The organism is Dyadobacter sp. UC 10 (assembly GCF_008369915.1).
GTDB lineage: Bacteria > Bacteroidota > Bacteroidia > Cytophagales > Spirosomataceae > Dyadobacter.
Map to the genome: position 1 here is coordinate 163943 of NZ_VSRN01000001.1, position 26570 is coordinate 190512.

Sequence of the window (26570 nt, forward strand, 5' to 3'; positions counted from 1 at the left end):
ACGTTGTGCAAAACCGGATGAATGCTAAAAGGCCAGACAATAATCTTTATAATGATTATCCCTGGCCGGCAAATATGAGCATTAATATTAAAAATGTTAATAATTACTGTTCCTTCATCATCTCTCTGGCCGTATTCTTTTGTTGCCTGGCCAGCGTCGATTCGTAATATTTTTTCAGATAGTGATAAATCACCAGCTCATGCACCCGCTGCTTGGAAACAAACAACCGGTTCAGCAGCATATGTACGAGGCTGCTGGTAAAACCGGCCTTCGGTTTGGTCATGCCGGGCAGTAAAATAGCATGCGAAGCTTTAATCCGTTCAGAACGTTGATCCAGCAGTTCGATCACTTCCAGGATACCGTTTGTTTCATCATCCTGCGGGTTGAGGAAGCTGGCTATTTCCTTTGAATGGGCCCTGTATTTATCGTTCAGCTGAACGGTAAGCGCAGTATTACCTTTGAACTCATTGAAAAAACTTTCCTGAAGGAGGTCCATGAGTATTTTCTTTTGCGGCAGGCTGTAATTGAGATCATCCAGAAGGCGGTCCACACTCCTGAGCCCCAAAAGCCAGCGGTAGCGTTCTCCCTCATCTCCTTCCAGCATATCCAGTAGTCCGATCGTGGCTACGCTATCTGCAAAAAATATCGATTCGACCTCTTCAAATGCATTGTGCCCATATCTTTCGAGCTCCCGCTTGTAGGTGTCCAACTGTACTTTTTGAACTGTTCCGTTTTCGATAAGCGGGTGGAGGATCTCGTTAAGTTGTTGCATCACTGTATTCCAGAAAACAGGATTGCTGCCGTGGAAGAACCGGAGCCGGATATGTTCATCAGGGTCGCCAAAGCGCAGGAAGAACCATTTCTGGATCACATTCTCCTGTAAAAGCTTTTCAGCGAAAGGCTTGATCAGAGAAGTCAGAAGGCGGTCGGCCGTTTTTGTGCCGGTGTAAATCTTGACATACAGCCACTCACTTCCCACCATAAAGTTTCGCTTCACTTCAACAGGCGGTTCGGTGAGCTTAGTCGTTGCCAACGGAGCGGTAATTGCTTCTTTCTGGTTTAAAAGCGGGATCAGTAACTCATGGGCATAGCGATTTTCTTCATCACCCAGAATCGCCCCTCCCTGCCCTTCCAGGAATTCAGTGATGACAACCCTGCCATACTTGCGCAATGAATCGCATAATATCTGCACAGAAATATCTGACTCCCCGTCAATTAAAAATTCGCTGTCACCTTGCCGTAGCTGTACAAACCGGGGAATATCTAAATTATCTCTGACGTTTTGCCATTCTTTTGCGTAGGCAACGTCTTTTCCCAGCAGGGAGGCGAAGGAATCTTTTTCGAGGTTCCAGGTTGCCCGGCTCAGTATCCAGTGTTTGTATTCTACCCTTGGCAAAAATGTTCTCGATGAAAGGTAATTCCAGTTCCAGCCAAAATATTGATAATCCTCCTGATAAGCCAGTTCGCACAGGAACCGGTAAACCGGTAAACCATTGCTAAAATTGTGTGCATTCGTAAGACTGGGTATTACGCGCTTGTTCAATTTTTTCGATCGTAATATCACCTCGCCGGTGCTTAATACCGAAACCATCAGGTCCTCCGGCATGATCTGGTTTTCCTCTGGCAGTGACGAACCCGCCAGATAAGGGATCTCGAATTCACGGAAGTGGGGCCGCATGAGCACATTTCCTACGCGGGCTTCCGGCAAGTGCGCAACTTCTGCAAAAACCGCGTCCGGACAAAAGGCTTCCTCTTCCCTGGCTGCTTTTTTGACCCAATCCGTCAGCTGCGGGTTTCCGTGACAGAAACGTCCTATCAGCTTTACCCCGGAAGGCCCTCCCATGGCCTGGAAAGCAAATTTAAAGCGGCCGTTATCCATCTCGGCCTGGGAGTCGGCGATGAGGGTGCCAAATAAGTAAAAACTGTCCGGAGCCGTTCTCGTGACCGGCATGTCTTTTCTTAATTCATTCAACATGGCATCAGTCAGCGAAACCGACTTTGTACCCTCCGCGATGGCCTGATGATAGAGCTTTTCGCGGAATTTTACCAGCGGCGACCATTCCGTCGCATTAGGTTTCGAATTACCGGGCAGCTGCATTTCATCCAGCAATGGCAGGTTATCCGCCTTGCCGGTTGTTACCCTGCCATACCCGATGCCGGTCTCACTATCCAGCACTTCGAGCAATGGCATTTCCCGTTGTTCATATCTCTCAAAAAAATTCCTCCTGAACTGGTCCATCTCGGGCTGCGGATTTTTGTGACCAAGCAGCTCGATGTTTTTATATTCCTTCGTCAGCAAGCCGATCACCTGCTCGTTCAGCACGCAGGATTGTGTATTGTAAAACAGATCGGTCTGGATCAGGTCCTTGCTGCCGGTTGTTACGAAATGATTTGCAATGACAGATTCCACGGCCTTGTACTTACTCACACCCGGCTCCCGGGATTGCAGCAACCCGCCAATTTTTTTGAGCTGAAATACATCTTCCGCAGTACCTTCCATTCCTTCCAGCTTACCAATAATGGTATGAAAAAATTCCTCTCCGGTTACGGTAGCTTCAAGCTCCGAAACCAGGATCTGGGCGTGAATGATCGCATCTACATATTCTTCCGCTTCGCTCAGGGTAATGTCGTCGGTAACGATAGCATTTGCCAGCTCGTACAAAGTCGCGCCGCGACGGGCTGTCGACAGCACAATATCGAGGTATGTACTGGCCTCCACCGACGCGAGTACATACAATCTCCGTTTATTCCTCAGGAAGCTCTCCACATACCGGTAAGTATCACCAATGCGATAGAGGCTGGTATTCACAAAAAAATTCAGCTGTTGCCGAACATTGTTTTTTTTCAGCAGGCCCGCCGCCATTTCCGCCACGTAGTTCATATCCAGCCTTGCGTGCGTAAAATGCGGCTGGGCCTTATCAAACTCAATGCGGGTTTGCTGCCCGAATTCCCCCATGGCGCACCCCGCAAACAAGCCGTAAGGAGTACTGCGAGAGGTCATCCTGACGAGGTACTTATAAAATGTTTTAAGCAGTTTGTCGATCCCGGTTTTGACCCTTCCTTCGATCAGCCCGGTGAAAGAATCATAGAGCTCCGGAGAAGCTACATAAATCGCTTCCAGTACGGCAGGCTGTGAGAAAAAATGAATAATTTCCTGTTCAAATAGTTCAGGCTGATTTTTGACCCGCTCGTTGAACTGGTAAAAGACATCCAGGGGAAGCTGTGGGCGTCTTAGCAGAAAGAACCCTTGGGAAAGAATAGGCATAACGCTGAAAGATTTAGATCTGGGGACCTGAAAACAATCGTCTAATAAAGAGAGAAAGCCGGCAATCTACCGTTACCGTCTGATACAAAAACACTTGAAGGTCAGGCACATGAAGTATATCCTGGGCTGGTGGTATGACAGCACGACGCGCCGCTGGTAAAATGCGTCCCGCATCCTCCCTGAAGGAGCTCCGTCTGGTCAGACGAAAGCTGCTCTACATTCAAATTGGCAATCGTTTCTTTATCAACAGAAAGCTTTGAGTTTAACTTTTTCTTTTTCATAACCGTAGTTTTTAAAAGTGACAAGCAGAGACCAGCCTTTGCTCATATAAATTTTTTCATACACACGATGTGTACTGATCACCGCAGCAGGATATCGGCATTCCGGTAAATGGGGTTACCCCACCCTGGATCTCAACTGTCTGGTTTTCCGACAATTGTTCGAAGTTCAGATTGGCAACTGTCTCTTTATCAATTGTCAATTTGGAAGTTGTGGTTTTCTTTTTCATAAATGCCGCGATTGTTAAAAGTGAAATAAAGAAATATGAGCAGAGGATTGCCTTTGCCCATATGAATGCTCATCCTAAACAGGACGTATAGCCGCCGCAGCATGATCCCGGCGCTCCGGTAAAAGGTGTTGCCCCACCCTGGACCTGGTCGGTCTGGTTTTCCGATAATTGTTCGAAGTTCAGATTGGCAATAGTCTCTTTGTCAATTGACAATTTGGAAGTCGTGGTTTTCTTTTTCATGATGCACCGATTGTTTAAAATGAAACAAAAGAAATGTGAGCAGAGGGTTCGTCCTTTGCTCACATTTGGGGGAATTATTAGCAGCAGGAAGTGTAATTGGAACCTCCTTCCGGTGCGCAACAGGAGCCGCCTCCGGTAAATTTGGTAGCGCCGCCCTGTATTTCTTCAGCCTGTTCCGCTGAGAGCTGTTGAACGTTCAGGTGAGCAATGGTTTCCTTGTCGAGAGAAAGGCGGTTTGGCGTTGATTTCTTTTTCATGATTTGCTATTTGTTTTAAAATGAAAAAATTGTGGGCACAGAGTGTGTCACTCCTGCCCACATGATTTGATTAGCAGCAGGAGGTGTACGATCCTGTATTACCAATTCCGCAACAAGAGGATCCGCCTGTAAATACTGTTGCACCTCCGTCTACTTCTTGTGTTTGCTCAGCGGAAAGTTGCTCTTCATTCAAACGAGCGATAGTTTCCTTGTCAAGTGAAAGCTTTGATGTTTCGGTTTTCTTTTTCATAATAAAAAATGATTAATAGTTGAAATTGAGACGTGACGTTCTTGATGGGCCCGAACGAAATCGATACGAATTTGCCTGACGATTCACAGGCCGGTAAATTAACTATACGAAATGTCGATATTAATCGACAAGGGCGTTCTGCTTGCGTCTGATGTTACGCCATATGGTGTGACAGACCTGATTGTGAGGCTTATTAAGAAAAAAGGAGGGTCGGTTTCCCGGTTTTAGTGATTTGTCGAAATATTACGGGCATTGGTCTATAAAGTTCTTGGTGGTCGCCTGCTGTAATCAAATTTGTGCAGAAAAAATAAGGATAGTAATGGTACCATCAATGACATCAAGGGTTTTGACCGAAGCGGCAAAAAGCAAGATAAATGAAATTTACCACGTCGTATCTGCGAACCAGGAACAACTGACCAGCTTCGGGTTTTCCAGAGGTTTTTTGGGCGTGTCCGTTCTGAATTACCTGTATTCCGTTCATTCCGCCGAACCGCGGTATTTTAATGAAGCAAAGTTGATGTTTGACAAAGCCTGCGAAATGATTGATGGGGACCCCGATAAGAGCTATCCCCAGGATTTCGCAGAACTGGGTATCGTATGCCAGTATTTATATAAAGCAGGTGTTTTGGATGTCGCTCCTAATGAATTTCTGGAAGACATCGATGTGATATTATTAAAAAAAATGCGTGGCGAATTAGCCCAAAACAATATAGGGGGCTTTGTGAACGGGGCACTGGGATACGGGCTTTATTTCCTGCACCGAAGCCACTTCGACCGTGAGCGGATGCAGCCTATTGTTGCAGAGCTTGTGCACGGAATTATCAAAAACGCAATCCGGACTGACAAAGGCTGCTACTGGAAATCCCAGCTCAAAGGCAATATTGAAAGCACCTATCTGAGTATGCCGCACGGTTCAGCGGCCGTTGCCCTTTTTCTAACCAGGGTTGCAGAAATGGCTTTATTCCCAGCCGATCAGATGAAGGAGATCATTACCCAGACGATTGCCTTCATCGAGCTGCATCGCGTGCAGGACCAGCACTATCAATTTATCGACATCGTACAAGATCCCCATAAAAGCAGACTGGCATTGTGTTATGGGGATATGGGTATCGGCTATATGTTACTGAGGGCCGGTAAGGTATTCAATAACAGCCCCTGGTATCAGGACGGAGTTGCTTTGCTGAAAAATTGTGCAATGCGCCATGATGAAAGTAACACAGGCGTACAGGACGCCGGTATCCTGTTCGGGGCTACGGGCCTTGCATTGATGTTTGACCGCATCGGCCGCATTACAAATGACACTTTGATGAAAGAAACTGCCAGATTCTGGTACCTGAAAATTCTGGAGTATGATAACGCCCAAAATGGTTACGCGGGGTTCAGGGCGGCCAATAATCAGTGGCACACACACACCAATCTGGCTTTCAGCGAGGGAGTAATTGGTATCGGATGCGGACTGATCAAGGGGCTGAACCCGGATCATGTGGACTTTGATGATTTAATATGGTTACTCTGACATTCATTTTTCACCTATCTTTTTTATACTGATGATAGCGATCAAAGAAAGTATCTGGACCTCCCAAATCGAAGAGCGCCTGCCGAAGCTGACCAAACTGATCGAGCAAAATCCGGTGCAGGAAAAAAATGTATCCAGGGGCGAGCTGGGTGTAATCATGTACTATTTCTATCTGTCGAGGGTACTCGGTGACGACCGGCTGGCGCAGCAGGCACATATCCGGCTTGAGCAATTGCTCCGGCAGCTCACAGACAGTGGCCTTGTTAATGCAACTTTATCAAGCGGCCTGGCCGGTTTGGGGCTGGCCCTGGAAATCCTGGTCAACGAAGGTTTCATCGGCGACGACTACGATCATTTCCTCCGACGTATTGATATATACGTTCATGAAAACAGTATTAAAAAGATTGAAAGGGAAGACACTGACTTTTTGCACGGCGGTACCGGCGGATTTCATTATCTCTATTACCGCCTCGACAGAAATCCCGATGTAAGGGGATATCTCAGCGAATATGTACGCAAGCTGTCCGCCATTACCCATGCAGGCCGGGCCGGGTCCTATCTTAAGAATACCTACATGTGGAGACCTGCCTGGCCTGACGAGATCAATTTCAGCCTGTCACACGGAATGGCAGCGTCCATTCTCCTGCTGCTGAATCTTTATGAATCTGAAATTGAACAGGACCTGGCAGCATCGCTGGTTAGAAAGTACATCCGTTTTATCACTGTCCACAAAAAAACCGCCGATTATCAGCAAGGGAAGCATTCGTTTTTCCCGAACACGGTTGTTCCGCGTGACGGGGATTTCCGGCCGGCGGAAGAATCATCCTACCTGGGTGGCCTCCGCTGGTGCTACGGAGACCTTAATGCAATCCACTTTCTCTACAAGGCCGGCCTGATCCTTCAGGAACCGGAATGGTTTCAGCTGGCTTCGGAAGCTGGTCTGGCATCCCTTGCCATGAAAGACATCGGGAATGCCAAATGCCACGGTTCGCTATTCTGCCACGGTGCCACCGGCATTGCGCATTATTACGATTATCTGCGGCGTATTTCAGGTATTGAAGATTATCAGGCAGGCTATGACCATTGGATGCAGATCGCATTCAGTGAATACCAGAAAGAAGAAGACCAGCAATTGTATCCGGATCTGTCCGGCAATTTTCTTGAAGGTGCTGTCGGCTCAGGGTTAGTGCTCATGAATGCGCTGCAAGGCGAACCAGGTTATTGGGAAAAATTATGGTTACTCTCTTAATCGATTTGTAAAATGAAAAAGCCAACCTGTGGGATCCTGGATTTTGGAACCCGCGAAAACGGATTAAACAGCCTGCTGAAACTCGATGACGTGATCAACTCCGCTGCGACCGCGGAACAACTGGGTTTTTCCAGATACTGGATCAGCGAGCATCATTTTTCCAATAAATCACTGGCATGGTCCAATCCGCAGGCCGTACTTCCGATACTCGCCTCTTCCACGAAAAAGATCCGGATCGGGATAGCGGGGATACTGCTGAACCTCTACTCCCCCTACCATATTGCGACGTTTTTCAAGATGCTCAACAATATATACAGCAACCGGATCGACCTGGGGGTTGCGAATGGAAAACCCAACAAACACGCCATTAAATACGCGACCGGGAAGGATGAATTAGACCAATCTTCCGTGTTTGAGGAGAAGTTTGCGGCATTGCTTCACTATTTGCGGGATGACGAGGATCTGTACATGGATGGGACTGGTGTAGTAGTGCCTCCTTATAAAGGGCATGTGCCTGATGTCTGGTCCCTATCCAGCTCTGCGTATCGCTCAAACGACCGCATTATCAACCTTAAAGTTAATTTGTCAAGATCTATTTGCCATGAATATGCAGAGCAAGGCTTTGCGAAAGAGCGGCTCCTGGAATTACGGGAAAGCTATTTCGCGGCCAACGGTTCCTATCCGAAAATAAATCTGGTGGTCGGGTTTATTTGCGATAGGACCATGCAGAAGGCCCGGCGGACAGCAGAGAAATTTGCGTCTGCCGGCCCCTATCTGAACCTGGTAGGTTGTCCTAATTATTTTCAGGAAAAAATAGCGGAATACCAGGAGCTATACGGCGTCGATGAATTCATCCTCTACAATTACAGTGTAGAATCAAAGGAAAGAAACCTGGCTATGCGCCTCATTGGCAAGGCGGTGCTGGCCGCATAACCTCATTATACCATATCCTATGAAACCAATACGAATAGGGTTAATTGATTTTGGCCAGCGTGCACCGCACCTGAACAGTATGCTCAAATTGCAGAACGTAATTGACTACGCCATTGCCGGGGAAAAGTTGGGTTTCGACAAATTCTGGCTGGGCGAACACCACATGCCCAAGACCAGCCTCACGTACAGCAACCCCACCAACCTCATCCCCATCCTGGCCACGCATACCAAGAATATGAGCATCGGCACCGCAGGGACGCTGATCTGTATCCACAATCCGTATCATGTGGCCTCGTCCTATAAACTGTACAACAGCATTTTTCCAAACCGCATCGAGCTTGGTTTTGCCAACGGCATGCCTTATCAAAACATAGCATTGTATTCGACCGGGAAGAAAAATGAAGATGCCTATCTTGAATTTGATAAAAAGGTAACCGAAACAGTGTCTTTTCTGCGTAATGAAGAAGATTTATATCGAAACGACGGCGTTGTGTTGCCGCCATACAAAGGCTTTCTCCCCGAACTCTGGACGCTTGGCAGCTCGGACAACAGTTTCAGACGCGCCCTATCCCTGGGCACAAACCTGTGCATCTGGACGAGCAGAGAATTCAGCAACGAACAGAAAGACAAACTGGAAAAATTCCGGCAGCAATTCTTCGAGCTGCACGGTCGGCACCCGCAGGTCAGAGCGGTGGTAACCGGGATATGCCATCCTTCCTCACGCACCGCGAAACGGATTGCCATGGGCCAGCAATACGAAGACAAGCTGCCTTATGGTGACGTTAATTCATTTTATGACTTCATCCAGGAATACCGTTCGTATTTCGACCTGCACGATTTTATGTTTTTCAATGGGATCCTCGATCCCAAATACCGCATGCAGGGCGTCCGGCAACTGAAATATCTGCTTGCAAAATCCTGAATTTCAACCGAAGTATCTGAAATGTATAGGTGGCTGTTTTTCGCTGGTCTGGTGTTAGGGGTACTGCAGCTAAATGCCCAGGACTTCCCCGTAGCCGGAATAGTAACTTCTGCCGAAGACGGAATGCCGATCGTCGGCGTCACGGTGCAGCTCAAAGGAATCGCCTACGGAAGTATCACTGACTCGCTGGGCCGCTATCGGATTTCAGTACCCGACCGGAATTCAACACTGATTTTCAGGGCCCTCGGTCTGGTAACCCATGAAGTTGCCCTGCCCAAAAATCAGCGGCAGCTCGATGTGCAACTCAGGGCAGATGTCTCCGATTTGAAAGAAGTCGTCATCACCGGCTACACTTCGGCGCCCAGGAACCAGACAACCGGTTCATACGCGATCGTGAAGTCGAAGCAGTTCGAAAACACCCCTTTTATTTCAGTGGATAAAGCCCTGCAGGGTCTTGTTCCGGGTTTGCAGGCTGCGGGGGGATCGGGGCTTCCGGGGTCTTTTCAAGGTGTCCGCATTCGGGGTACTGGTTCCATTAATGCTGGCTCAGAGCCTTTGTATATTGTAAATGGCATTCCCGTCAATGCAGGAGTTCTTGCCCGCAACAATGTCCATGCCAATACGCTGGCAGGCATTAATGTCAATGATATCGAACAGATCACCGTACTCAAGGATGCCGCTGCGACTGCCGCTTACGGATCCCGGGCAGCCAATGGGGTTATTGTTATTACATTGAAACAAGGAAAGTCAGGCAAGACCAGTTTTCAGTTCAGCACAGAGGCCGGTTTCGCCAGGCAGGCGTTTTCAAGCCCGGCCAATCGCCCGTTGAATACAACTGAATGGCGCGAACTGACCGCCGAGGGTGTCCGCAACCGGTACCCGGATCAATACCCCGATATAAATTCCGCGATTCAATATGTAGACGAAACATTCGAAGTTAATCGCGACGTAAATACCAACTGGCTCAAAGAGGTCACTCAGACCGGCAAACTTCAGCAATACCATTTTTCAGCAGCGGGGGGGAGCAAGCAAACCAGTTTTTATATCAGCGCCGGCTATCTTTCGCAAACTGGAAATGTAATCAATACGGGTTTTAAGCGCTTTACAGGAAACATGGCCCTGGAACATACGCCCGCGAAGAAAATCACTTTAAGAACTTCCCTGGTTTTCGGAAACACTACCCAGTTTGGACCCGACAATGGAGGCGCCTTTTCCAACCCGGTGCTGGCAGCCTATTTTTTGCGGCCTTCCCTGTCCCCGAAAAATGCCGGGGGAAGTCCCAACACTTCTGCCCCGGATTTCCCGGCTGGTGGTCTTTACAATCCTGTGGCCATTGCCGAAATGGATAACCGGAACACATCCAGCCTTAAAGGTATCCTCTCGTTCGCTGCTGATTTCCAGCTTTTCAGACAACTGAAACTGACTTCCAGAATCGGAACCGACTACAATACGCTGGAAGAGGATAGCTACAATAACCCTTTCTACGGCGATGCTGTCAACGAAAAAGGACTTTCCGCCCGGGGTTATGCAAGATATTTTAACTGGGTATGGAGCAATCTGGCATCATATGATCTGCGCTTTTCAGAGAATGACTATGCAATACACTTGTCGGCCGGCTACGAGGCCCAAAAGTCACAGCATTATTTCAACCGGACAGTTGTACATGGCTTACCGCCCCATTTGGGTATTAATGTTCCTTCCGCGGGAGCGGTCACATACTCGGGAGAGGGAAGCAACAGCGATTACGCATTTGTTTCTGCAATCGGGTTACTGGACTTTTCAATCAAACAAAAACTGCTTCTTTCGGGAAGCTTTCGGCGGGATGGATCTTCCCGGTTTGGCGCTCATCGCCGTTACGGCAATTTCTGGTCGGTTGGAATAGCCTGGCATCTCCACCGGGAGGGCTTTTTCAGAGATGTTCCTTTCATCAACGAGCTGAAATTAAGAGGCTCGTACGGTTTCACTGGCAATGCATCGATCGGAAATTACGATTCGCAGGCCGTCTACGAGTTTGGCAAGTCTTATAACTATCTCGGAAATACCGGAAGTGCGCCGGTAACGCCCGGTAATAACAATTTAACCTGGGAGCTCAGCAAACCGCTCAATTTCGGGTTGGATATGGCAACAATGGACGGCCGGCTTTTGCTTACCCTGGATTGGTACAACCGTATCACTTCCAATTTACTGATCGACGAGCCGTTGTCGGGCACATCGGGCTTTGCCAGCTACAAAAATAATGCAGGCACCATGCAGAACCGCGGGGCCGAAATCGGGTTGTCGGGGAATGTGGTTCGATCCGATCCGTTTTCATGGGATATCTTCTTCAATATCGCCTGGAATAAAAACACGATCCTGTCACTACCTGGCAATCAGGACATTGTTTCAGGAATGTTCATTCGGCGGGTTGGGGAAGACCTGCAATCGTTTTATATGCGGCAATGGGCGGGAGTTAATTCTGAAACCGGCGCGCCGACATGGTACACGGATGCTTCCCGCAGGGAAACCACGGAGTCTTACAATCTCGCCAAACAGGCTATTGCGGGTTCTGCATCACCACGGGCGTTCGGCAGCTTTGGATCTGCTTTTCGCTACAAAGGACTGAGTCTGGATTTCCAGTTCTATTACAGCTACGGCCATTTAGTAAGAGATGCCTGGGCGGCTTATACGCAAAGCGATGGATATCATACCAATTTCAATGTGGTGGCGGCAGAGCTGGAAAGGTGGCAGAAACCGGGTGATGTGACTAATGTGCCCAAATTCGTATACGGTGGGGCCAATGCTTCCAATGCGGTGTCAAGCCGCTTCCTTTACCGGGGCGATTACCTGCGGCTCCGTCATGCTGCATTGGCTTATCAAATACCGAAAACATTACTGGCGGGCACAGGTTTGCGAAACGTCAGACTGTATCTGAGAGGGTCCAATATGCTGACCTGGGTAAGGGACAAAAAACTTCCGTACGACCCTGAAACCAATCTCACCAGCACAACGAACTTCGAGGTTTTTATTCCAAGAACATTCACAGGAGGACTGCAACTTGAATTTTAGGGATATGAAAACCAGAGGAAAAAATTTAACGGCCATATCGGTTATACTGCTGTTCATCAGCGGCTCGTGCGGTAAATCGTTCCTGGACCTGCATCCCTATACGCAGATCCCGTCCGAAGAGGCGATCACAAATGCTGCTGATATGCAGGCCGCATTGAACGGATGCTATGCCCAGCTAGCCAGCCCCAATCTCTTCGGGCGGTCGCTTCCTTTGATTGGAGACCTGGCTGCGGACAATGTGTATCTGTCTTCCCGTAATTCGGGAAAATACATTGCATTTGATCAGAATTTAATCACTACCAACAATGCCGAATACAGGGGTATTTGGTTTGATGCCTATAAAGCAATATTAAGGATCAATCATGTGATCAATGCCGATCTTCCGGTGGATGAAAATGTGGGCCAAATGAAAGGCGAAGCTTACGCATTAAGGGCATTGATGTATTTCACATTGGTCAGGACATTTGCAAGACCATTTACAGAAGACCCCTCCATGCCTGGTGTTCCGCTTGTGCTCACTTACAACCCTTCGGCCAGGCCACCCAGGAACAGCGTCCGCGAAGTCTATAACCAGATAACAGCCGACCTGGATTCTGCCGCGGAAATGATCGTGTCCGACAAGGGTTCCGCGCACTTCTCGGGGCCCGCTGTTATAGCAATGAAAGCCAAGGTAAGTCTCTATCAGGCGAACTATCAAAGCGCATTCGATCAGGCGAAACAGGTCATTGAAGAAGCACAATATAAACTGCTTTTGCGTGATGAGTTCCTTTCTTATTGGGCATCCGCCAAGCCACACCTGCCTGGCGACAGACGGGAAACACTATTTGAAGTATCTGCCGATGAATTTTCGAATGCGGGTTCCGATGAGCTGGGCTATATGTACCACCAAGCCGGTTATGGTGACGCGCTTGCCGGAGCTTCGTTGGTTGAACTGTATGGTCAAACTGACATCCGCGCAAAACTCATAAATGCCCAAAAAAGAGAAGCAGCCGAAAACCCCGCGTTTGTCGTCAATAAGTACAGTCACATGACCGGCGACCAGGACGATAAAAAAGTGATCCGTTTATCCGAAATCTACCTGATCGCAGCGGAAGCCGCATTCAGGCTACATCAGGAAGACAAAGCAATATCTTATCTGAACATGCTGGTAAAAGAACGGGATCCGGGCAAAAAATACAGTTCATCCGGCCAACGCCTTCTGGATGATATCCTTCTTGAACGACGAAAGGAACTCGCATTCGAGGGAGATCGCTTCCACGACCTGAACCGCCTGAAATTTGATATCATCAGAAAAGATGGCCAACATCCGGCGACCATTCCCTTCTCCCACCCTTTCCGCATCGCGCCTATTCCTGAAGAAGAGCGGAATCAAAATCAAAATATTGATCAGAACGAAGGGTATTGATCTGTCAATTTTCAAGAATTTCCGTCACCGCTGGCTGCGGCTCCTACTCTTTCGGATAAGGAAAGATATTTTTAGTAGCAACTTTCCCCCCAACGTTTTTCGACGCAACGATCTGATCGGGCGCCTTTGACTTTTCTACCCAATCGATAATCAGGCTGACCCAGTTTACCCTGTCACAACCCGGCCCGCCGCCGCAGTGCAGCACTCCCGGAAGAAGAAACAGTCGTGCGTAGGATGGCGCATCTTTGTCGTTTTTTAATATCCCGTTATAATGTTCAATCGTTGCGTTTGCCGAGAGTGCAGCGTCATTCCATCCATGGAAAAAGATGATCTTCCCATTGCGTTTTTTGAACGCGCTGTAATCGGTACTGGTGGCATCCAGATAGGATGAAGCGTAGGCAGTTTCAGCGTCAAAGTTTTTGAAGTCGTACTTTGAATAATTAAAGGTTGAATCGTTGAATATCAAATACTTAAAAATGTTTGTCGAAAACATATAATGCAGGCTGGGCTCGTTTTGCGGACCGGAACTTGGTGCGGTAATCCAGGGGTCCCAGGCATTCGCTTCCGCTTCTCCGCCAAGGGGGAAACCGGGGTAAATCTGTTTACCATTTGCAACCAAAGGACTGTAAATAGACTTGATCGCAGCGAGTTGTTTGTTTGTCAAACATGCGCTTCCTGGTTTTTCGCCAGCGCAAACCGGTAATTTGGAAAAATCGAAATTGCATTTTCCGGGGTTGTTCAAAATCCCATCAGCTGTACCATCGAGCTGGTCGCATTGTTTGAGAACCTCCTTATGCAAAAGTTTGAGATTATCCGATGTGATGACCGGCCTCAGCGCTTTTGGATCAGGATAATTGTATTGACTGTGCTGCAAAAATTTCGCCGCAGTCGCCGGCCACCCAAATGCGGGCGCCCCGGCCACGATCCCGTCAAAATCCTCCGGGTAATTTTGGGCCTCCATCATCGCCTGCCCGCCCCCGCGCGAACAGCCAACGAAATACGATTTAGACGGTGCTGCGCAGTAATAATGTTGCATAATGGCTTTCGAAACCACGGCGGTACGATGAACGGCAAGCCGCCCGAAGTTGAGCTGTCGCTCCATGTTATTGTAAGCCCATTTCGCGTCGCCCCCTCCTTCGTGCCCCGTATCCGTGCCTGCTGTTGCAAATCCCTCGTCTACCTGCCTCTGGAAATCATTTTGAATACTCCCCACAAAACCCCCTCCGCCCGACATCAGAAAACGCGTGTTACTTTCCTCCGGCAGCAGGAGCTCAAAATTGATTTCTTTGCTTATCCTGCCCAGTACGCGACAGAAAGGCTTCTGTATGACGACCGTTCCGCGCCACGGTTCATCCGGGTTTTTAATCGTATCTCCGGCATTGGCCTCAGCGACCAGAATTGTGACATCCGGAAATTGCAGATTTTTTAACTCACCGCAGGGCTTACAAGGTTTTGCGTTTTGCGCCGAGGCAAGGCCGGCAAATAGTATGAAGACGAGGGAAATGTAAAATCTTCTCATAAGTGAATAGATTATCGGCCTGGCATTTCATTATAAAGCAAAAAGAAATGATTTTTTCCCCATAGTATTATCTGATGAGAGAAATCCCTACTGATCGGATTTGTTTAAACCTTCACCAGTTTGATTTACTTGCCCAACTCTCGTTCCTGCGAATTTATGATTCTCGAAAACGGCCAGTCTCCGCTACTCAGCCTCAATGACAAATGCCGTCAATTCGGCCATCTTACCATCAAGAAATCGCCAGACGTCGCAGTATGAATAGCTGGTCGATTTTCCATCTTTATCCTTCAAGTCGATGTTGCCGAGTGCGGTAACAAAGTCACCTTCTGCAATGAGGTTTTTAACCATAAATTTTGGCGGTTCCAAATAGGTCTCCGCCATGTAAGCCCGCACTGCTTCCTTTCCCCGTAGCGTCTGCTCCCCTACAAATGTCCATACCGTATCGTCAGTACAGAACGATAAAAACCCTTCATAGTCGCCTTTTGTCATTGCGGCATTTGCTTCTTCCAATATCAGCTTGTTGTTCGTGCCCATAACTAGTTTTTTTGTCTATACAGCCTAAGATAACTATTTTAGCTTTGGAGGACTTCCTGGCTTCGCATCGGGATCAACTGACGCAGACTCACTTTCTCTATACAGGCTAGTTTTATTTCAGATACTGAACTATTAAATACGATGGATCAAACCCAGCAAAAAGAGCAAAAATGGGGTTTTTGGCTTTTTATGTTGAATAATAGCAGCCTGAATTTAGTAGTCAGATTGTTTCTAAGAAAGATGTCGGATACGGACGAACTATCATTCAGCCAATATGCTGTCGCCTCCATTATCGCGCTGGGTTTAACATTAGGAATCGGATATGCCCTGCGACGTCAACCTTTGAGGATCAAGGTCTGGACCATGGTCATTATTTTAATAATCTCGCTGGCAGCACACCTCCCTATATTTCACTGACTACCGAGCCGATAACATACAGCGAGATGACAGTATAATGTCCGGGAACTTCGCGGCGGATTGCCCCGCTGGCACACTTGCGATAAGTTGGCATGCACTTTTCTGTAAACAGGAAACCGCTCTGCGGCTGTTATGGTTTGTGACCTTGCCTTTTCTGGTAACGTGATACAATTTGCTACTTTGCGGTTAACTAATTGGTGCGAAGCCGTAAGCGAGTGAAGAAAGGCCGATAAACCTTAAGATCCGAAATATTGTTAACATTTGTCACTTCTTTTAAACCGATTACGTTGTTGCTAACTGACCATAAGCATATAAATCATGTTGCGTTTAGATGGCAATGAATTTTCCAATAAATTACATTGCTGCATAAAAATTAAGGAAAATGAGGACAGGTAACACAATGACACAGACCGAATTCATAAAGACCTTTGAGGCCTTCCCGGCGCGGGCACGTTTGGCTATTGCTAAAAAAATACAGGATCGCATGATTGATCAACTCTTTGAAGAACTCGACTCAGAACTGCCTGATGTCGAAATGTCTACCCAAGAGATCCAGGATGAAATCAATGCGTACCGGAATGAAAAAAAGCAAAAAGCTCAGCATCGTCCTTGATGCCAATTGGTACGTATCTGCCTGCATCAGTAGAAACTCACGCAGGACCCTTTATTATAATATCCTAAAAAATACAGACTTACAGGTATTTTATTCGTCTGACTTGATAGATGAATTTAGTGATGTTATCGAACGTCCAAAATTTTCAAAATACATTTCGCGTAAGCAAATAAACCGCTTCAAGATCATTGCATTGAAGTTTTTAAAGAAAACCAGCGACGGAATTGCACCTGAAATTGCTCGTGATGTAGATGACAATTATTTGCTTGGCGTATGTGAAAGCAGCAAGGCTGATTATCTAGTTACCGGAGATCAGGATTTACTGGTTTTAAGCCAGTATCAACAAACTAAAATTGTTACAATGGGACAATTCATCAAGATCTTGACACTTAGCCAACCAGCCGGTTAAAGCTCCCGGGTAGCTTCTTGTTTTTAGAAAAAATCAATAATCATACAAATTTTGCTTCCAGCGGAGCCTCCACCATCATCTCCTACTCACAATCGCTGTTCGCAAAAAAACATACACTGTCCACTTTTGAACACTTCTTTGCCATTCCAGTAGCTAATAAACTGACTATTAGTTAGGTAAAAACCGGGTATGGGTTTTGTATTTCAAAAATCGAAATCCAAAATCCAATAGCTATCAGCCGTGTTCAAAAACTATCTGAAAGTCGCCTTTCGTAATCTCTGGAAACATAAGATTTTTTCATTTATCAATATTATGGGCCTGACGGTAGGGATGTCGGCTTGTTTTTTGATATTCCTGTATGTCTACTTCGAGCTGAGCTACGATGCTTTCAATACCAAAGCCGACCGGGTTTACAGATTGGTGACCGATATAAAAACCCCTTCCGAGACCCTCAACACAGGCAGTACTTCCTGGGCGTTTGCACCCAACATTAAAATCGATTTTCCGGAAGTCGAAGCCTTTACGCGCGTCAACGGCGGCAGCTTTTTAGTCAGGAAAGGGGAAATCAAATTTCAGGAAGAGAAAACCGTATTTGCGGATTCCAGCATTTTTAAGGTATTGGGATTTAAATTATTAAAAGGAAACCCGGAGACGGCGCTGAAAAACCAGCTAAGCCTTGTTTTTACTGAAAAAGCGGCCAGGAAATACTTCGGCGATACCGATCCGGTTGGAAAAACTTTGCTCTTGTCGGGTGAAGGCTTCCCCGCGATTGTTACCGGCGTGATGGAAGATATCCCTGAAAATTCACAGATCAAGGGGGATATGTTCGTGTCTATGTCGACGCTGACACAGAAATTCAATAAGGGGATTGATCAGGAGTGGGGTAATTTCGGCGCTACGACCTACCTGCTTTTAAAACCGGGAACAAGCGGAAAAGCTTTGGAGAAAAAGCTTCCGGGATTTCTCAAAAACCGCGCAGGAAAGCTCATGAACGAGCTGAATATGCATTACACGCTTTTTCTCGAACCGCTTCGGGATGTGCACCTGCGCTCAACCCGCGGCTCGGACGATTCGGGCAGTATGAACAACGTATATATCTTTTCGGTTGTGGCCGTATTCATCCTGCTGATTGCCTGCATCAATTTTGTAAACCTCACTACGGCACGCTCCGTTGAAAGGGCGAGGGAAGTGGGCATCCGCAAAGTTGTTGGTGCCCAGAAGTGGCTGGTTGCCAGGCAGTTTCTCAGCGAATCAATCTTACTCTGCCTGATCGCATTCATTTTTGCCGTGGTTTTATCCGCTGCCTTGATCCCTTTGTTCAACAACCTGTCCGGCAAGATCATCAGTGAAGGCATCCTGCATAACCTTCCTTTTGTCGGTGGTTTATTCCTGGCTTCGATCATCATCGGAGCTGTTGCGGGCATTTATCCTGCACTGGTTTTGTCTTCTTTTGAACCGGTCGTGGTGCTGAAAGGGCGTTTTACTACCAGCCTCAAAGGGGTGTTACTGCGGAAAGGACTGGTGTCGGTTCAGTTTGCCATTTCTATTGCGCTGATTATCGCAACAATTGTGGTTTATACGCAAATGAACTTCATGCGCAACCGCGATCTGGGTTTTAGCAAGGACCAGATGCTGATCGTCAATTCGGAAGGAGATCCTAAGAAAGAAGCATTCAAGGAATCACTCCGGAATTTGACAGGCGTGAAGTCAACGGCCACTTCTTCCAGCGTACCGGGAAGCGGGAACCCGGGAGCCTATTCGGAAATAGAAAATAAAAGCGGCGACCTGCAGATTGCCAATCTGGACCTGTATTTTGTGGATTTCGATTATATCAATCAGTTTAAGCTCAAAATGGTAGCAGGCCGGCCTTTTGAAAGGGAATTCGGCACAGACACGACCCAGGCCATGGTGATTAACGAAGCGGCTGTTAAACTCTTCGGCTACAGTTCTCCCGAGCAGGCAATCGGCCGCCGTTTCAGGCAATGGGGAAGAGAAGGAAAAATCATTGGCGTCGTGAAGGACTTTCATTTCAGGGCACTTCACGAGCCTATCAAGCCCCTAACCATGCGGATTGAGACAAGAAATTCGGACCTTGTTTCGGTTAAGATCGATGGTGGCAATGTCAAAGGCACGGTTGCGGCGATTGAAAGCAAATGGAAATCCATCATGCCTAACCGCCCGTTCAGCTACTATTTCATGGATGAGTTCTTCGATCGCCAATACCGCAGTGAAGAACGTTTCGAAAAGCTGTTTTTCAACTTTGCAATCCTGGCCATTTTCATCTCCTGTTTAGGATTACTCGGATTGGCTTCTTACAGCACGATGCAGCGCACGAAGGAAATTGGCGTCCGGAAAGTGATGGGCGCGTCAGTAGGCAGCATTGTGGGATTGCTTTCCCAGGATTTTTTAAAACTTGTCCTGATCGCTTTCGTTGTCGCCTCGCCGATCGCTTATTACGGCATGTACAAATGGCTGCAAAACTTCGCCTACCGCACTGACATCCACTGGTGGATATTCCTGATTGCGGCATTTTTGTCAACAGCCATCGCTTTCGTGACGGTAAGTTTTCAAAGTATCAGGGCAGCATTGACGAATCCGGTAAAGTCCTTGCGAAGCGAATAATGCCGGGTAACCTGTCTACGAGCATTGCAACAGGTACTTCATACCTGCCGGGTTATTATCGATCATCTCAAAAACCTGCTGCCCGTTTTCCAGCGGGGCTACTTCGGTAATCAATGCGCTCAACGGAATGTCGCCATTTGCCGCCAGCGCAATCGCTTCTTCGAAATCCCGCGGCTCATATACCCTCGCCCCGATCAGTTTCAGTTCACGCCAGAAAAACCGGAACAGATCAACCGGCTTTGGCTGAGCATGAATGGCCACCATCACAATGCGACCTCTGGCTTTCGGTAATTGCGTCATCACATGCACGCCGGCCTGGGTACCGGAAACTTCAAAAACCACATCCGCCATGGCGCCATTTGAGAAGGTAGCTACTTCGGCCGCCAGATCTTTTTCCAATGGGTTAACCGTTTTCAAACCCAGCGATTCCGCCAGTTCAATGCGTGTCGGGTTTACTTCGGAGATCAGCACATTCGCGCCTTTTTGCCGCGCAACCAATGCAACGAGCATTCCGATCGGCCCGCCACCGATCACGGCAACATACTCCCCGGCTTTTACTTCTCCAAGGCGGACATCGTGACAAGCTACCGCCAACGGTTCGATCATCGCGCCCTCCCGCAGCGAAAGGTTTTCGGGTAGCCGGTGTAACGTGTAAGCCGGCACGTTCCAGTACGATTGCATCCCGCCCACGGTGTCGATACCGATGAATTTGAGGTTCTTTCCGATGTGGTTGCAGTCGTTATCAGAAGGATCTTCGGCTCCGGGTTTCAGCGGACGCACGGCTACTTTATCGCCAATCGCCCAGCCTGTCACGTCCGCTCCGATCGCATCGATTTCCGCAGAAACCTCGTGCCCGATCACCTGAGGAATTTGCACCCGCTGGTCCATATTACCATGATAGATGTGCACGTCCGTGCCGCAAACGCCGCAGTAAGCCACTTTCAAGCGAACGTCCCCAGCCTGCAATTCCTGCTTCTCGGAGTCCTGAACCGTAAATGTTTTATTTCCAGAATATACTAGTGATTTCATGTTGTTGTTCTTTAGCTGTTAGCCGTTAGCTTTTAGCTGTTAGCTGTTAGCTTGTTTTTTAATTTATTGTTATTAGTTAATTGCATTACTTGTTCACGCTCATTCGTGTGCCACTAGCTATTGGTTGATAGTACCTCAAAAGCTAATTGCTAAAAGCTAACAGCCAATAGCTAAAAGCTAACAGCCAATAGCTAACGGCTAAAAGCCAACAGCTAAAAAACCCTTTCCAACACCTGAATCATATTCCCTTCCCCATCGAAACAATTCCTCACTTTTCCGCCGCCGATTGCATCCATGACCTCTCCGCCCCATTTGATGTCTTTGGAATCGAGGTACTGAATGGCGGCGGTAATGTCCGTAACGCGGAATGCGACGTGTGACCAGCCGGGTGTCCAGGTGGTGCGTTCCTGGCGGAGCGTATGGTCTTTTGGCATGATTTCCAGCAAGGTACCGTCAAGTGCTTTGAGCATCCAGATCGGTTTAGGATGTTTAAAATACCGTTCATAACCCAGCGTTTCGCAGTACCAGTCTGCCAATACTTCTACATCGTCAGCTGCTACCGCCGGGTGATCAACGCCCGTAAAAAGGGATTTCCAATCGTTTTCCATATTATTCTTTTTGTCTATTTTGTGGTTAGCAGCTGTTTCCGTTTCAACCCTCCTCCATTCTCCACCCTCCATCCTCCCTGATAATCCCAATCCTTCCCCCGGCCCCGACCACGTTAATCCTCTCAAAACCACCCGCTACTTCCAACTCCCAGGTATCATTACCTTTCCTTAAAATGTGTGTATTACCCTGCGCTTCATAATTCCATAAAGCGATATTTTCGGACTGGTCCAATGCAATGGCCGTTACCATGATCCGATCCAAAGTACTTTCGTTTTCGGTATGCCTGAACAACAAGCCGCTTCCCGGCTTACCTTCTCCCAACTGATTGGGTTCCACATGATAAGCATCGTGGACATATGCATATACCGGAAAACCGAGCGTCGATTGCGCGGATTGAAACAGCCTCATTCCCGAACCTCCCCGCCTGACCGCCAGCGCATGATCATCTTTTTCAAACGTCGTTTTTCCGTCCCGGTTATTGACCAGCCAGTTCCACATGGTCGTCACCGGCTTGTTCGCTGTGATTTTATCAACCACAAAAACAACCTGACTACCTGCCAAAATCCAGAACCGACTGAATGTTGTAATCGGGTCGTCATACACTTTTGCAGCCTCGCAGCCGATCACCGAAACAATGCCTGATCTTTCACAAATCAACTTCCTATTGCCGCGATCGACAGGCTCCCCTACTTTTCCATTCCGGATTTCCCTGCGGGGCAAAACGCTTTTTTGTTCAAGTAACGTGGCCTTTGCCAGGTCTTCCTGCAAACCGAGCTTGTCTTTTTCCACCAGAAATGTGCAGGTATTGTGCGTTTGCGATGCGCTTTCCAGGCCGTGGATCAGGTTTCGGTAGCAGCTGTGGCCGGGATCGACGAGCAATCGCTCATGTTGATAAGCCAGGATAAAACCGTTCACATCGCCATGCAAATGCCCCGGCCCGTTCAATGCATCTCCACCTCCATTGATCGCCACAACCGCTTTCCCATCCCATTGATCCCGCAAAAAACCGTGTCCATTACTGAAAGAAACGGTTGCCGGAAGGTTTGCTTCTTGTGGTGTGACGGCTTGGAGGTCGTTTGTTAAAAGGGGCAGCGTCAGAAAACCCCAGTCATTGCGCATCCCGAAAGTCGCCAGATCGTGTGGTCCCTGATACGGTACCGGCTGGTAATATTTTTGAAATAAATAAAAGGCCAGCCCCGCTTCTTCACGGTTGGTATTCCTGGCGGCCAGATGCAGAAGCAAGTCACCCGATGGACGAAATAATGCCGCACTGTCATTAAAATTCACCGCCCGCGCCCGTGGCTGCTCGCCCCAGGAATTCATCGGTTTAGCATACAACATGCTGTTCACCACCCACTTAATACCTTTTCCATAGGCCGAAACATCCAGCTGCGCCGCTTTTGCCGGATATGCGCGCGCTACCGATTCGTAGGCCAGCATCAAAGCAAAAGCCAGGTAGTTCCCGTATTGCAGCGATTCCGCATACGAACCATCCGATTGAAAAGCAGTGGCGCATTGCTGCAATTCCGGAATGTAAGCATCCAGTATTTCTTCGTCTCGCAAAACAGCCGACGACACGATCACGCCCGACACCATAATCCCGCGCCAGTTGGCCAGGTGTGTGTTCTTTTGGACCCAGCGTTCGCACAGCTCCATTCCCTTTTCGGCCAACGCGGTTTCAATCTCGTCCCGCTCTGCCTCACTCCAAACATCCCCTGCCAGATCCAGTGCGGACGCGAGTGCCCAGCAAAGGTGCGCCGTTTCCAAATGTCCGGAATAGGGTTTCGAATGATTGCGGAAGGCCGGTCCTGCCCAGTCACTTTCCGGCTTTCGGGCAATGGTTAGCGTAACCGATCTGATCCAGGCCGCCCGTTTTTCCTCCGGGAACAAGCCATGGAGCATCGCAGCATCCGAGATGTATTCGGCGGCGGGGTAATACCAGGAAGTAGCGTCTCCCGGCTGACAAAGTCCGCCATTTTCGACACGTCGCGCTACCCGCTGTTTCAATGCATCTAAAAAAGAGCAGATCAGCGGATCGCGGTCGTGAAGCTTTTGGAGAATATCCTCCCGTTCTTTTTTGGTAATGAAAATATGCATACTCAGAAATAACCTCCATTTTTCACCACATCCGTCGGGCTCATACCGCTTTCGACCATATCACGGATGTCGGCCTCCTTTTCGATGATTTCCTCTGCTGCGAGCAGTACTTCATAGGCTATCTCTTGCGGAATGGAAATCACGCCGTCGATATCGCCGAAGACCCAGTCGCCCGGCTTTACGATCACTTCGCCCATCAATACGGGTTTCTGGTAATGATACATCCGGAACCTGCCGAGCATGCCCGTGTTGGATTTGTATTTATGAAAAACAGGGAATTTCTGTTCAAGAATAGACTGGGTGTCGCGGATCCCGTTCACAACCGCCCCGCAGCAGCCCGCACGAATGGCTGCCATGGTCATCACTTCACCCCATTGCGAGGTGACCGTTTCGCTGCCGCAATCCCACACCACAATGGAATCTTCGTGCAATTCTTCCAGCATTTTGGCGCGCATTTCCATCTCGCCGTCGGTCGTAATGTCCGGCCCTCCTTTTACCGTAAATGCGAGTCCGGCCATTTTCATTTCCTCCCGAAGCGGGGCAAATGTAGCCGGCAGGCTCGATGCGTGACGATTGTGTTTGAACCGCAAAACGTCATTCACAGCACCCGAATACAGTTTCAGGTACCGCTGCTTCATTTCCCGGACTGAGATAGGAAAGGGTGATTCGACAAGTATTCCGTTCGATTTCATCATGGTTTCAAATGTTTAACTGACTTGCGGCTCAATGCCGGGCCATTGGTGCGTTATCCTGCCAGGTATTTTATATTGTCAAAATTGATCTCCCGGATCATTACTTCCGCGGGCTGGTTGAGTACAAAAACGATCACGTTCGCAACCTGCTCCACTTTCAGGAATTTCTCGCGTGGTACCTGCCGGTCGCCCCAGTAGTCGCTATCCACCGGACCCGGATTAACGTCCGTAACCTTAATTCCCAGCTTCACCGCCTGGTCTGCCAGTCCGCTGCTCAGCCCACGCGCGCCAAATTTGGAAGCGCAGTAGATCGGCGCATTCGGATTGGTACGCTGGCCCGCCATGGAAATCACCGTCACGATATGCCCTTCTTTTTTAGGGTTCATCACTTTCAGCGCTTCGCGGTTGCATAAAAACACGCCACGCATGTTTACGTTGACCATCTGCTCGTAGGTGTCCAGATCGGTCGTTGCTAAGTCAGTAGTCAATACACCCAGACCCGCATTGTTGAGCAGTACATCCACCGTACCAAAAGAATCGATACACGCCTGAAATGCCGCTAATACGTCTGCTTCCAAGCTTACGTCCCCTTTGTAGGAGCGCAGATTTTCATTGGAAACTTCATCGGCAAGCTGTCGCGTGCGGCTCAAATCAAACACTTTCGCGCCCAATTCCAGCAGTTGCAATGCAGCGGCTTTACCGATTCCGCCCGAAGCTCCGGTGATAAAATATACCTTATCTTTTACAAAATTCATACTTCTATTTTTTGATTAACAGGTTCATCTACAATTACTTTCTGCGTCCTAAGCCATAAAAACACGGCCAATATCAAACACACTGTTCCGGCCCCGAACGCAAACCGCCCGCTGGTTTCCCCGATCGACGGCAGGCTCATTACGCCGAACAAAACCCCGGTCACCGCCAATGCCACCGCATACAGGCGGTTCATCACATGCATAAAGCCCCAGTTGACTTTCGGCTTTTCGGCTTCGGTCAGCGGCGTGGCGAGTTTCAGGAAAAAAGCATCCACCCTTTTCCGGTATGCAGCGTCTTTGGATTCGACCAGACCGGAGGCCAGGAAAATCAGTACGCACACCACGATCTGGATCAATGTGGCCATTTCCCAGGAAATCTGAGGCTGGCTGTTGAGGAATAATCCGAGGATCATCCCGCCGATCACCGTCGCCAGTGCACCCCAGGGTCTCGGACGTTTCATGACGATTCCGAGTAAAAGCGGCAGGGTCATCGGCAATGCAAATAATCCGGTGAAGAGTTTGTTCGCTTCAAATGCGCCGCCAAATCCACCCACATAAAGTGCACCGACGGTAATAAATCCGCCAAAAAGCAATGTCATTAACCGGCCGACCCAAAGCATTTCCTTATCGGTTGCGTTGGGGTTAAAAAGTCTTTGATAAATGTCCCGCGTCAGTACGCCGGCCGTCACATTATACTCCCCGCTCAGTACCGACATGGTTGCCGCAAACATCGCCGCGATCATGAGTCCCATGATTCCTTGCGGCAGCAGTTTCAGACAGACACTTACATAAGCCATTTCCGGATTTTCCAGCCCGGGGATCAATGCTTTTGCAGCAATGGAAGGGAACAGGAAAATGATGGGGAAAATGAAGAAGAAAACAGCTGTGAGCATACCCTGCTTTTCACTCGCGCGTTCGTCGCGGACGCTGTAAAAACGCTGGATGAATGTCCAGTTACCACTGTATTTGACCAAAATCATCAGGTAATAAACCGTCATGAATAGCGGCATTCCCTTTGGCCCGTTGAACCAGGTGAAATGGTCGGGAATCGCCAGTTTCATCGCGTCGAGCCCGCCCGCAGCCTGAATGGTGAGGGGTACCAATATCAATGTCGCGACCATCAGAATGATGAATTGAACGACATCGGTTACGACTACTGCCCAAAGACCGCCTACAACCGTATACAATGCGACAATGATTCCGCAGACCAAAATGGAGCTTTCCAGGCTCAAACTGGTGGCTGCTTTTACAAATAACCCCAATGCGTAGAGCCGCACCATGTTATCCAGGACTTTGAAAAACACGCCGGTCCACGAAAACAACTGTCTTACCGGCATATTGTAACGCGTTTCCAGCAATTCCATCGGCGTCATCACGCCCGCCCGACGCCATCTTTTTGCAAAGAAAGCCACCCCGACCAATGCAGGAAGAACGGTACTCCATATCAATGTAAGTGCCACAAAACCATGCTGATACGCGATCCCGGCATAGGCGACAAAAATGAATGTACTGAACTTGGTCATGAAATTGGAGATTGCGCCCGATACCCAGGGAATCGCGTTTCCGCCTTTGAAATAATCGCCGATATTTTTCACAAACTTGCCTAGAAACAGGCCGATGCCTGCCATGAGCAGCATGTAAATACCTATGGCCCAGTAATCCAGCGTTGATAAAGTTTGCATGA

Annotated in this window: 24 protein-coding genes; 10 read left to right on the plus strand and 14 right to left on the minus strand. The window is 48.4% G+C overall.

Going from position 1 to position 26570, the window contains the following annotated elements; translation table 11 throughout:
- Positions 1–103: 103 nt before the first annotated feature.
- The 6 genes from FXO21_RS00580 to FXO21_RS00595 form a co-directional block, all read right to left on the minus strand.
- The gene (locus FXO21_RS00580; protein WP_149638272.1) at positions 104–3265 is read right to left on the minus strand and encodes a lantibiotic dehydratase; all 3162 of its coding nucleotides are present in this window, start codon (positions 3263–3265) and stop codon (positions 104–106) included.
- 101 nt (positions 3266–3366) lie between these two features.
- The gene (locus FXO21_RS00585; protein WP_149638273.1) at positions 3367–3546 is read right to left on the minus strand and encodes a class I lanthipeptide; all 180 of its coding nucleotides are present in this window, start codon (positions 3544–3546) and stop codon (positions 3367–3369) included.
- Positions 3547–3602: 56 nt separating this feature from the next.
- Positions 3603–3773, minus strand: a complete 171-nt coding sequence (locus FXO21_RS28635; protein ID WP_192579125.1) for a class I lanthipeptide — start codon at positions 3771–3773, stop codon at positions 3603–3605.
- A gap of 69 nt (positions 3774–3842) precedes the next feature.
- Entirely contained in the window at positions 3843–4013 is a 171-nt protein-coding gene (locus FXO21_RS28640) for a class I lanthipeptide (RefSeq protein ID WP_192579126.1), read from the minus strand.
- 77 nt (positions 4014–4090) lie between these two features.
- Complete coding sequence (locus tag FXO21_RS00590) at positions 4091–4270, minus strand: class I lanthipeptide (protein WP_149638274.1); 180 nt, start codon at positions 4268–4270, stop codon at positions 4091–4093.
- Between the two features lie 70 nt (positions 4271–4340).
- Complete coding sequence (locus FXO21_RS00595) at positions 4341–4520, minus strand: class I lanthipeptide (RefSeq protein ID WP_149638275.1); 180 nt, start codon at positions 4518–4520, stop codon at positions 4341–4343.
- Between the two features lie 331 nt (positions 4521–4851).
- Between FXO21_RS00595 and FXO21_RS00600 the strand changes: the two genes are divergently transcribed.
- The 6 genes from FXO21_RS00600 to FXO21_RS00625 are packed head-to-tail and all read left to right on the plus strand — an operon-like array spanning position 4852 to position 13590.
- On the plus strand, positions 4852–6036 hold the full coding sequence (locus FXO21_RS00600) for a lanthionine synthetase LanC family protein (RefSeq protein WP_192579127.1): 1185 nt from the start codon (positions 4852–4854) through the stop codon (positions 6034–6036).
- 31 nt (positions 6037–6067) lie between these two features.
- Positions 6068–7285 (plus strand): lanthionine synthetase LanC family protein, encoded by a 1218-nt coding sequence (locus FXO21_RS00605; protein ID WP_149638277.1) that lies wholly within the window; start codon positions 6068–6070, stop codon positions 7283–7285.
- A gap of 12 nt (positions 7286–7297) precedes the next feature.
- Positions 7298–8218, plus strand: coding sequence for an LLM class flavin-dependent oxidoreductase (locus FXO21_RS00610; protein WP_149638278.1), 921 nt, complete (start codon positions 7298–7300; stop codon positions 8216–8218).
- 19 nt (positions 8219–8237) lie between these two features.
- A complete protein-coding gene (locus tag FXO21_RS00615) occupies positions 8238–9140 on the plus strand; it encodes an LLM class flavin-dependent oxidoreductase (RefSeq protein WP_149638279.1) in 903 nt (300 codons plus the stop codon).
- 21 nt (positions 9141–9161) lie between these two features.
- Entirely contained in the window at positions 9162–12185 is a 3024-nt protein-coding gene (locus FXO21_RS00620; protein ID WP_149638280.1) for a SusC/RagA family TonB-linked outer membrane protein, read from the plus strand.
- Between the two features lie 4 nt (positions 12186–12189).
- Positions 12190–13590: a RagB/SusD family nutrient uptake outer membrane protein gene (locus FXO21_RS00625; RefSeq protein ID WP_149638281.1), complete on the plus strand. Its 1401-nt coding sequence runs from the start codon at positions 12190–12192 to the stop codon at positions 13588–13590.
- A gap of 43 nt (positions 13591–13633) precedes the next feature.
- On the opposite strand, the gene FXO21_RS00630 is transcribed toward FXO21_RS00625, so the two are convergent.
- A complete protein-coding gene (locus tag FXO21_RS00630; protein ID WP_149638282.1) occupies positions 13634–15109 on the minus strand; it encodes a tannase/feruloyl esterase family alpha/beta hydrolase in 1476 nt (491 codons plus the stop codon).
- Positions 15110–15292: 183 nt separating this feature from the next.
- The gene (locus tag FXO21_RS00635; RefSeq protein WP_149638283.1) at positions 15293–15643 is read right to left on the minus strand and encodes a nuclear transport factor 2 family protein; all 351 of its coding nucleotides are present in this window, start codon (positions 15641–15643) and stop codon (positions 15293–15295) included.
- Positions 15644–15784: 141 nt separating this feature from the next.
- On the opposite strand from FXO21_RS00635, the gene FXO21_RS00640 reads away from it, so the two are divergent.
- The 4 genes from FXO21_RS00640 to FXO21_RS00650 all read left to right on the plus strand — a co-directional run bounded on the left by FXO21_RS00640 (position 15785) and on the right by FXO21_RS00650 (position 19704).
- On the plus strand, positions 15785–16060 hold the full coding sequence (locus FXO21_RS00640; RefSeq protein ID WP_149638284.1) for a hypothetical protein: 276 nt from the start codon (positions 15785–15787) through the stop codon (positions 16058–16060).
- Between the two features lie 400 nt (positions 16061–16460).
- Positions 16461–16673 (plus strand): hypothetical protein, encoded by a 213-nt coding sequence (locus FXO21_RS28645; protein WP_192579128.1) that lies wholly within the window; start codon positions 16461–16463, stop codon positions 16671–16673.
- Positions 16639–17082: a putative toxin-antitoxin system toxin component, PIN family gene (locus FXO21_RS00645; protein ID WP_192579129.1), complete on the plus strand. Its 444-nt coding sequence runs from the start codon at positions 16639–16641 to the stop codon at positions 17080–17082. Before FXO21_RS28645 ends, FXO21_RS00645 begins: the two co-directional genes overlap by 35 nt.
- 240 nt (positions 17083–17322) lie before the next feature.
- A complete protein-coding gene (locus FXO21_RS00650; RefSeq protein ID WP_149638286.1) occupies positions 17323–19704 on the plus strand; it encodes an ABC transporter permease in 2382 nt (793 codons plus the stop codon).
- Between the two features lie 15 nt (positions 19705–19719).
- On the opposite strand, the gene FXO21_RS00655 is transcribed toward FXO21_RS00650, so the two are convergent.
- From FXO21_RS00655 to FXO21_RS00680, 6 genes are all read right to left on the minus strand, one after another.
- The gene (locus FXO21_RS00655) at positions 19720–20733 is read right to left on the minus strand and encodes a zinc-dependent alcohol dehydrogenase (RefSeq protein ID WP_149638287.1); all 1014 of its coding nucleotides are present in this window, start codon (positions 20731–20733) and stop codon (positions 19720–19722) included.
- A gap of 212 nt (positions 20734–20945) precedes the next feature.
- Positions 20946–21341 carry a VOC family protein gene (locus tag FXO21_RS00660; protein WP_149638288.1) on the minus strand — a complete coding sequence of 132 codons (396 nt, stop codon included), beginning with the start codon at positions 21339–21341 and terminating at the stop codon, positions 20946–20948.
- A gap of 43 nt (positions 21342–21384) precedes the next feature.
- The gene (locus FXO21_RS00665; protein WP_149638289.1) at positions 21385–23439 is read right to left on the minus strand and encodes a heparinase II/III domain-containing protein; all 2055 of its coding nucleotides are present in this window, start codon (positions 23437–23439) and stop codon (positions 21385–21387) included.
- Positions 23440–23441: 2 nt separating this feature from the next.
- Positions 23442–24134 (minus strand): RraA family protein, encoded by a 693-nt coding sequence (locus FXO21_RS00670; RefSeq protein ID WP_225865507.1) that lies wholly within the window; start codon positions 24132–24134, stop codon positions 23442–23444.
- A 50-nt stretch (positions 24135–24184) separates the two neighbouring features.
- Positions 24185–24886, minus strand: a complete 702-nt coding sequence (locus tag FXO21_RS00675; protein WP_149638290.1) for an SDR family oxidoreductase — start codon at positions 24884–24886, stop codon at positions 24185–24187.
- Positions 24883–26568: a sodium:solute symporter family transporter gene (locus FXO21_RS00680; RefSeq protein ID WP_149638291.1), complete on the minus strand. Its 1686-nt coding sequence runs from the start codon at positions 26566–26568 to the stop codon at positions 24883–24885. Before FXO21_RS00680 ends, FXO21_RS00675 begins: the two co-directional genes overlap by 4 nt.
- Between the last annotated feature and the right edge of the window lie 2 nt (positions 26569–26570).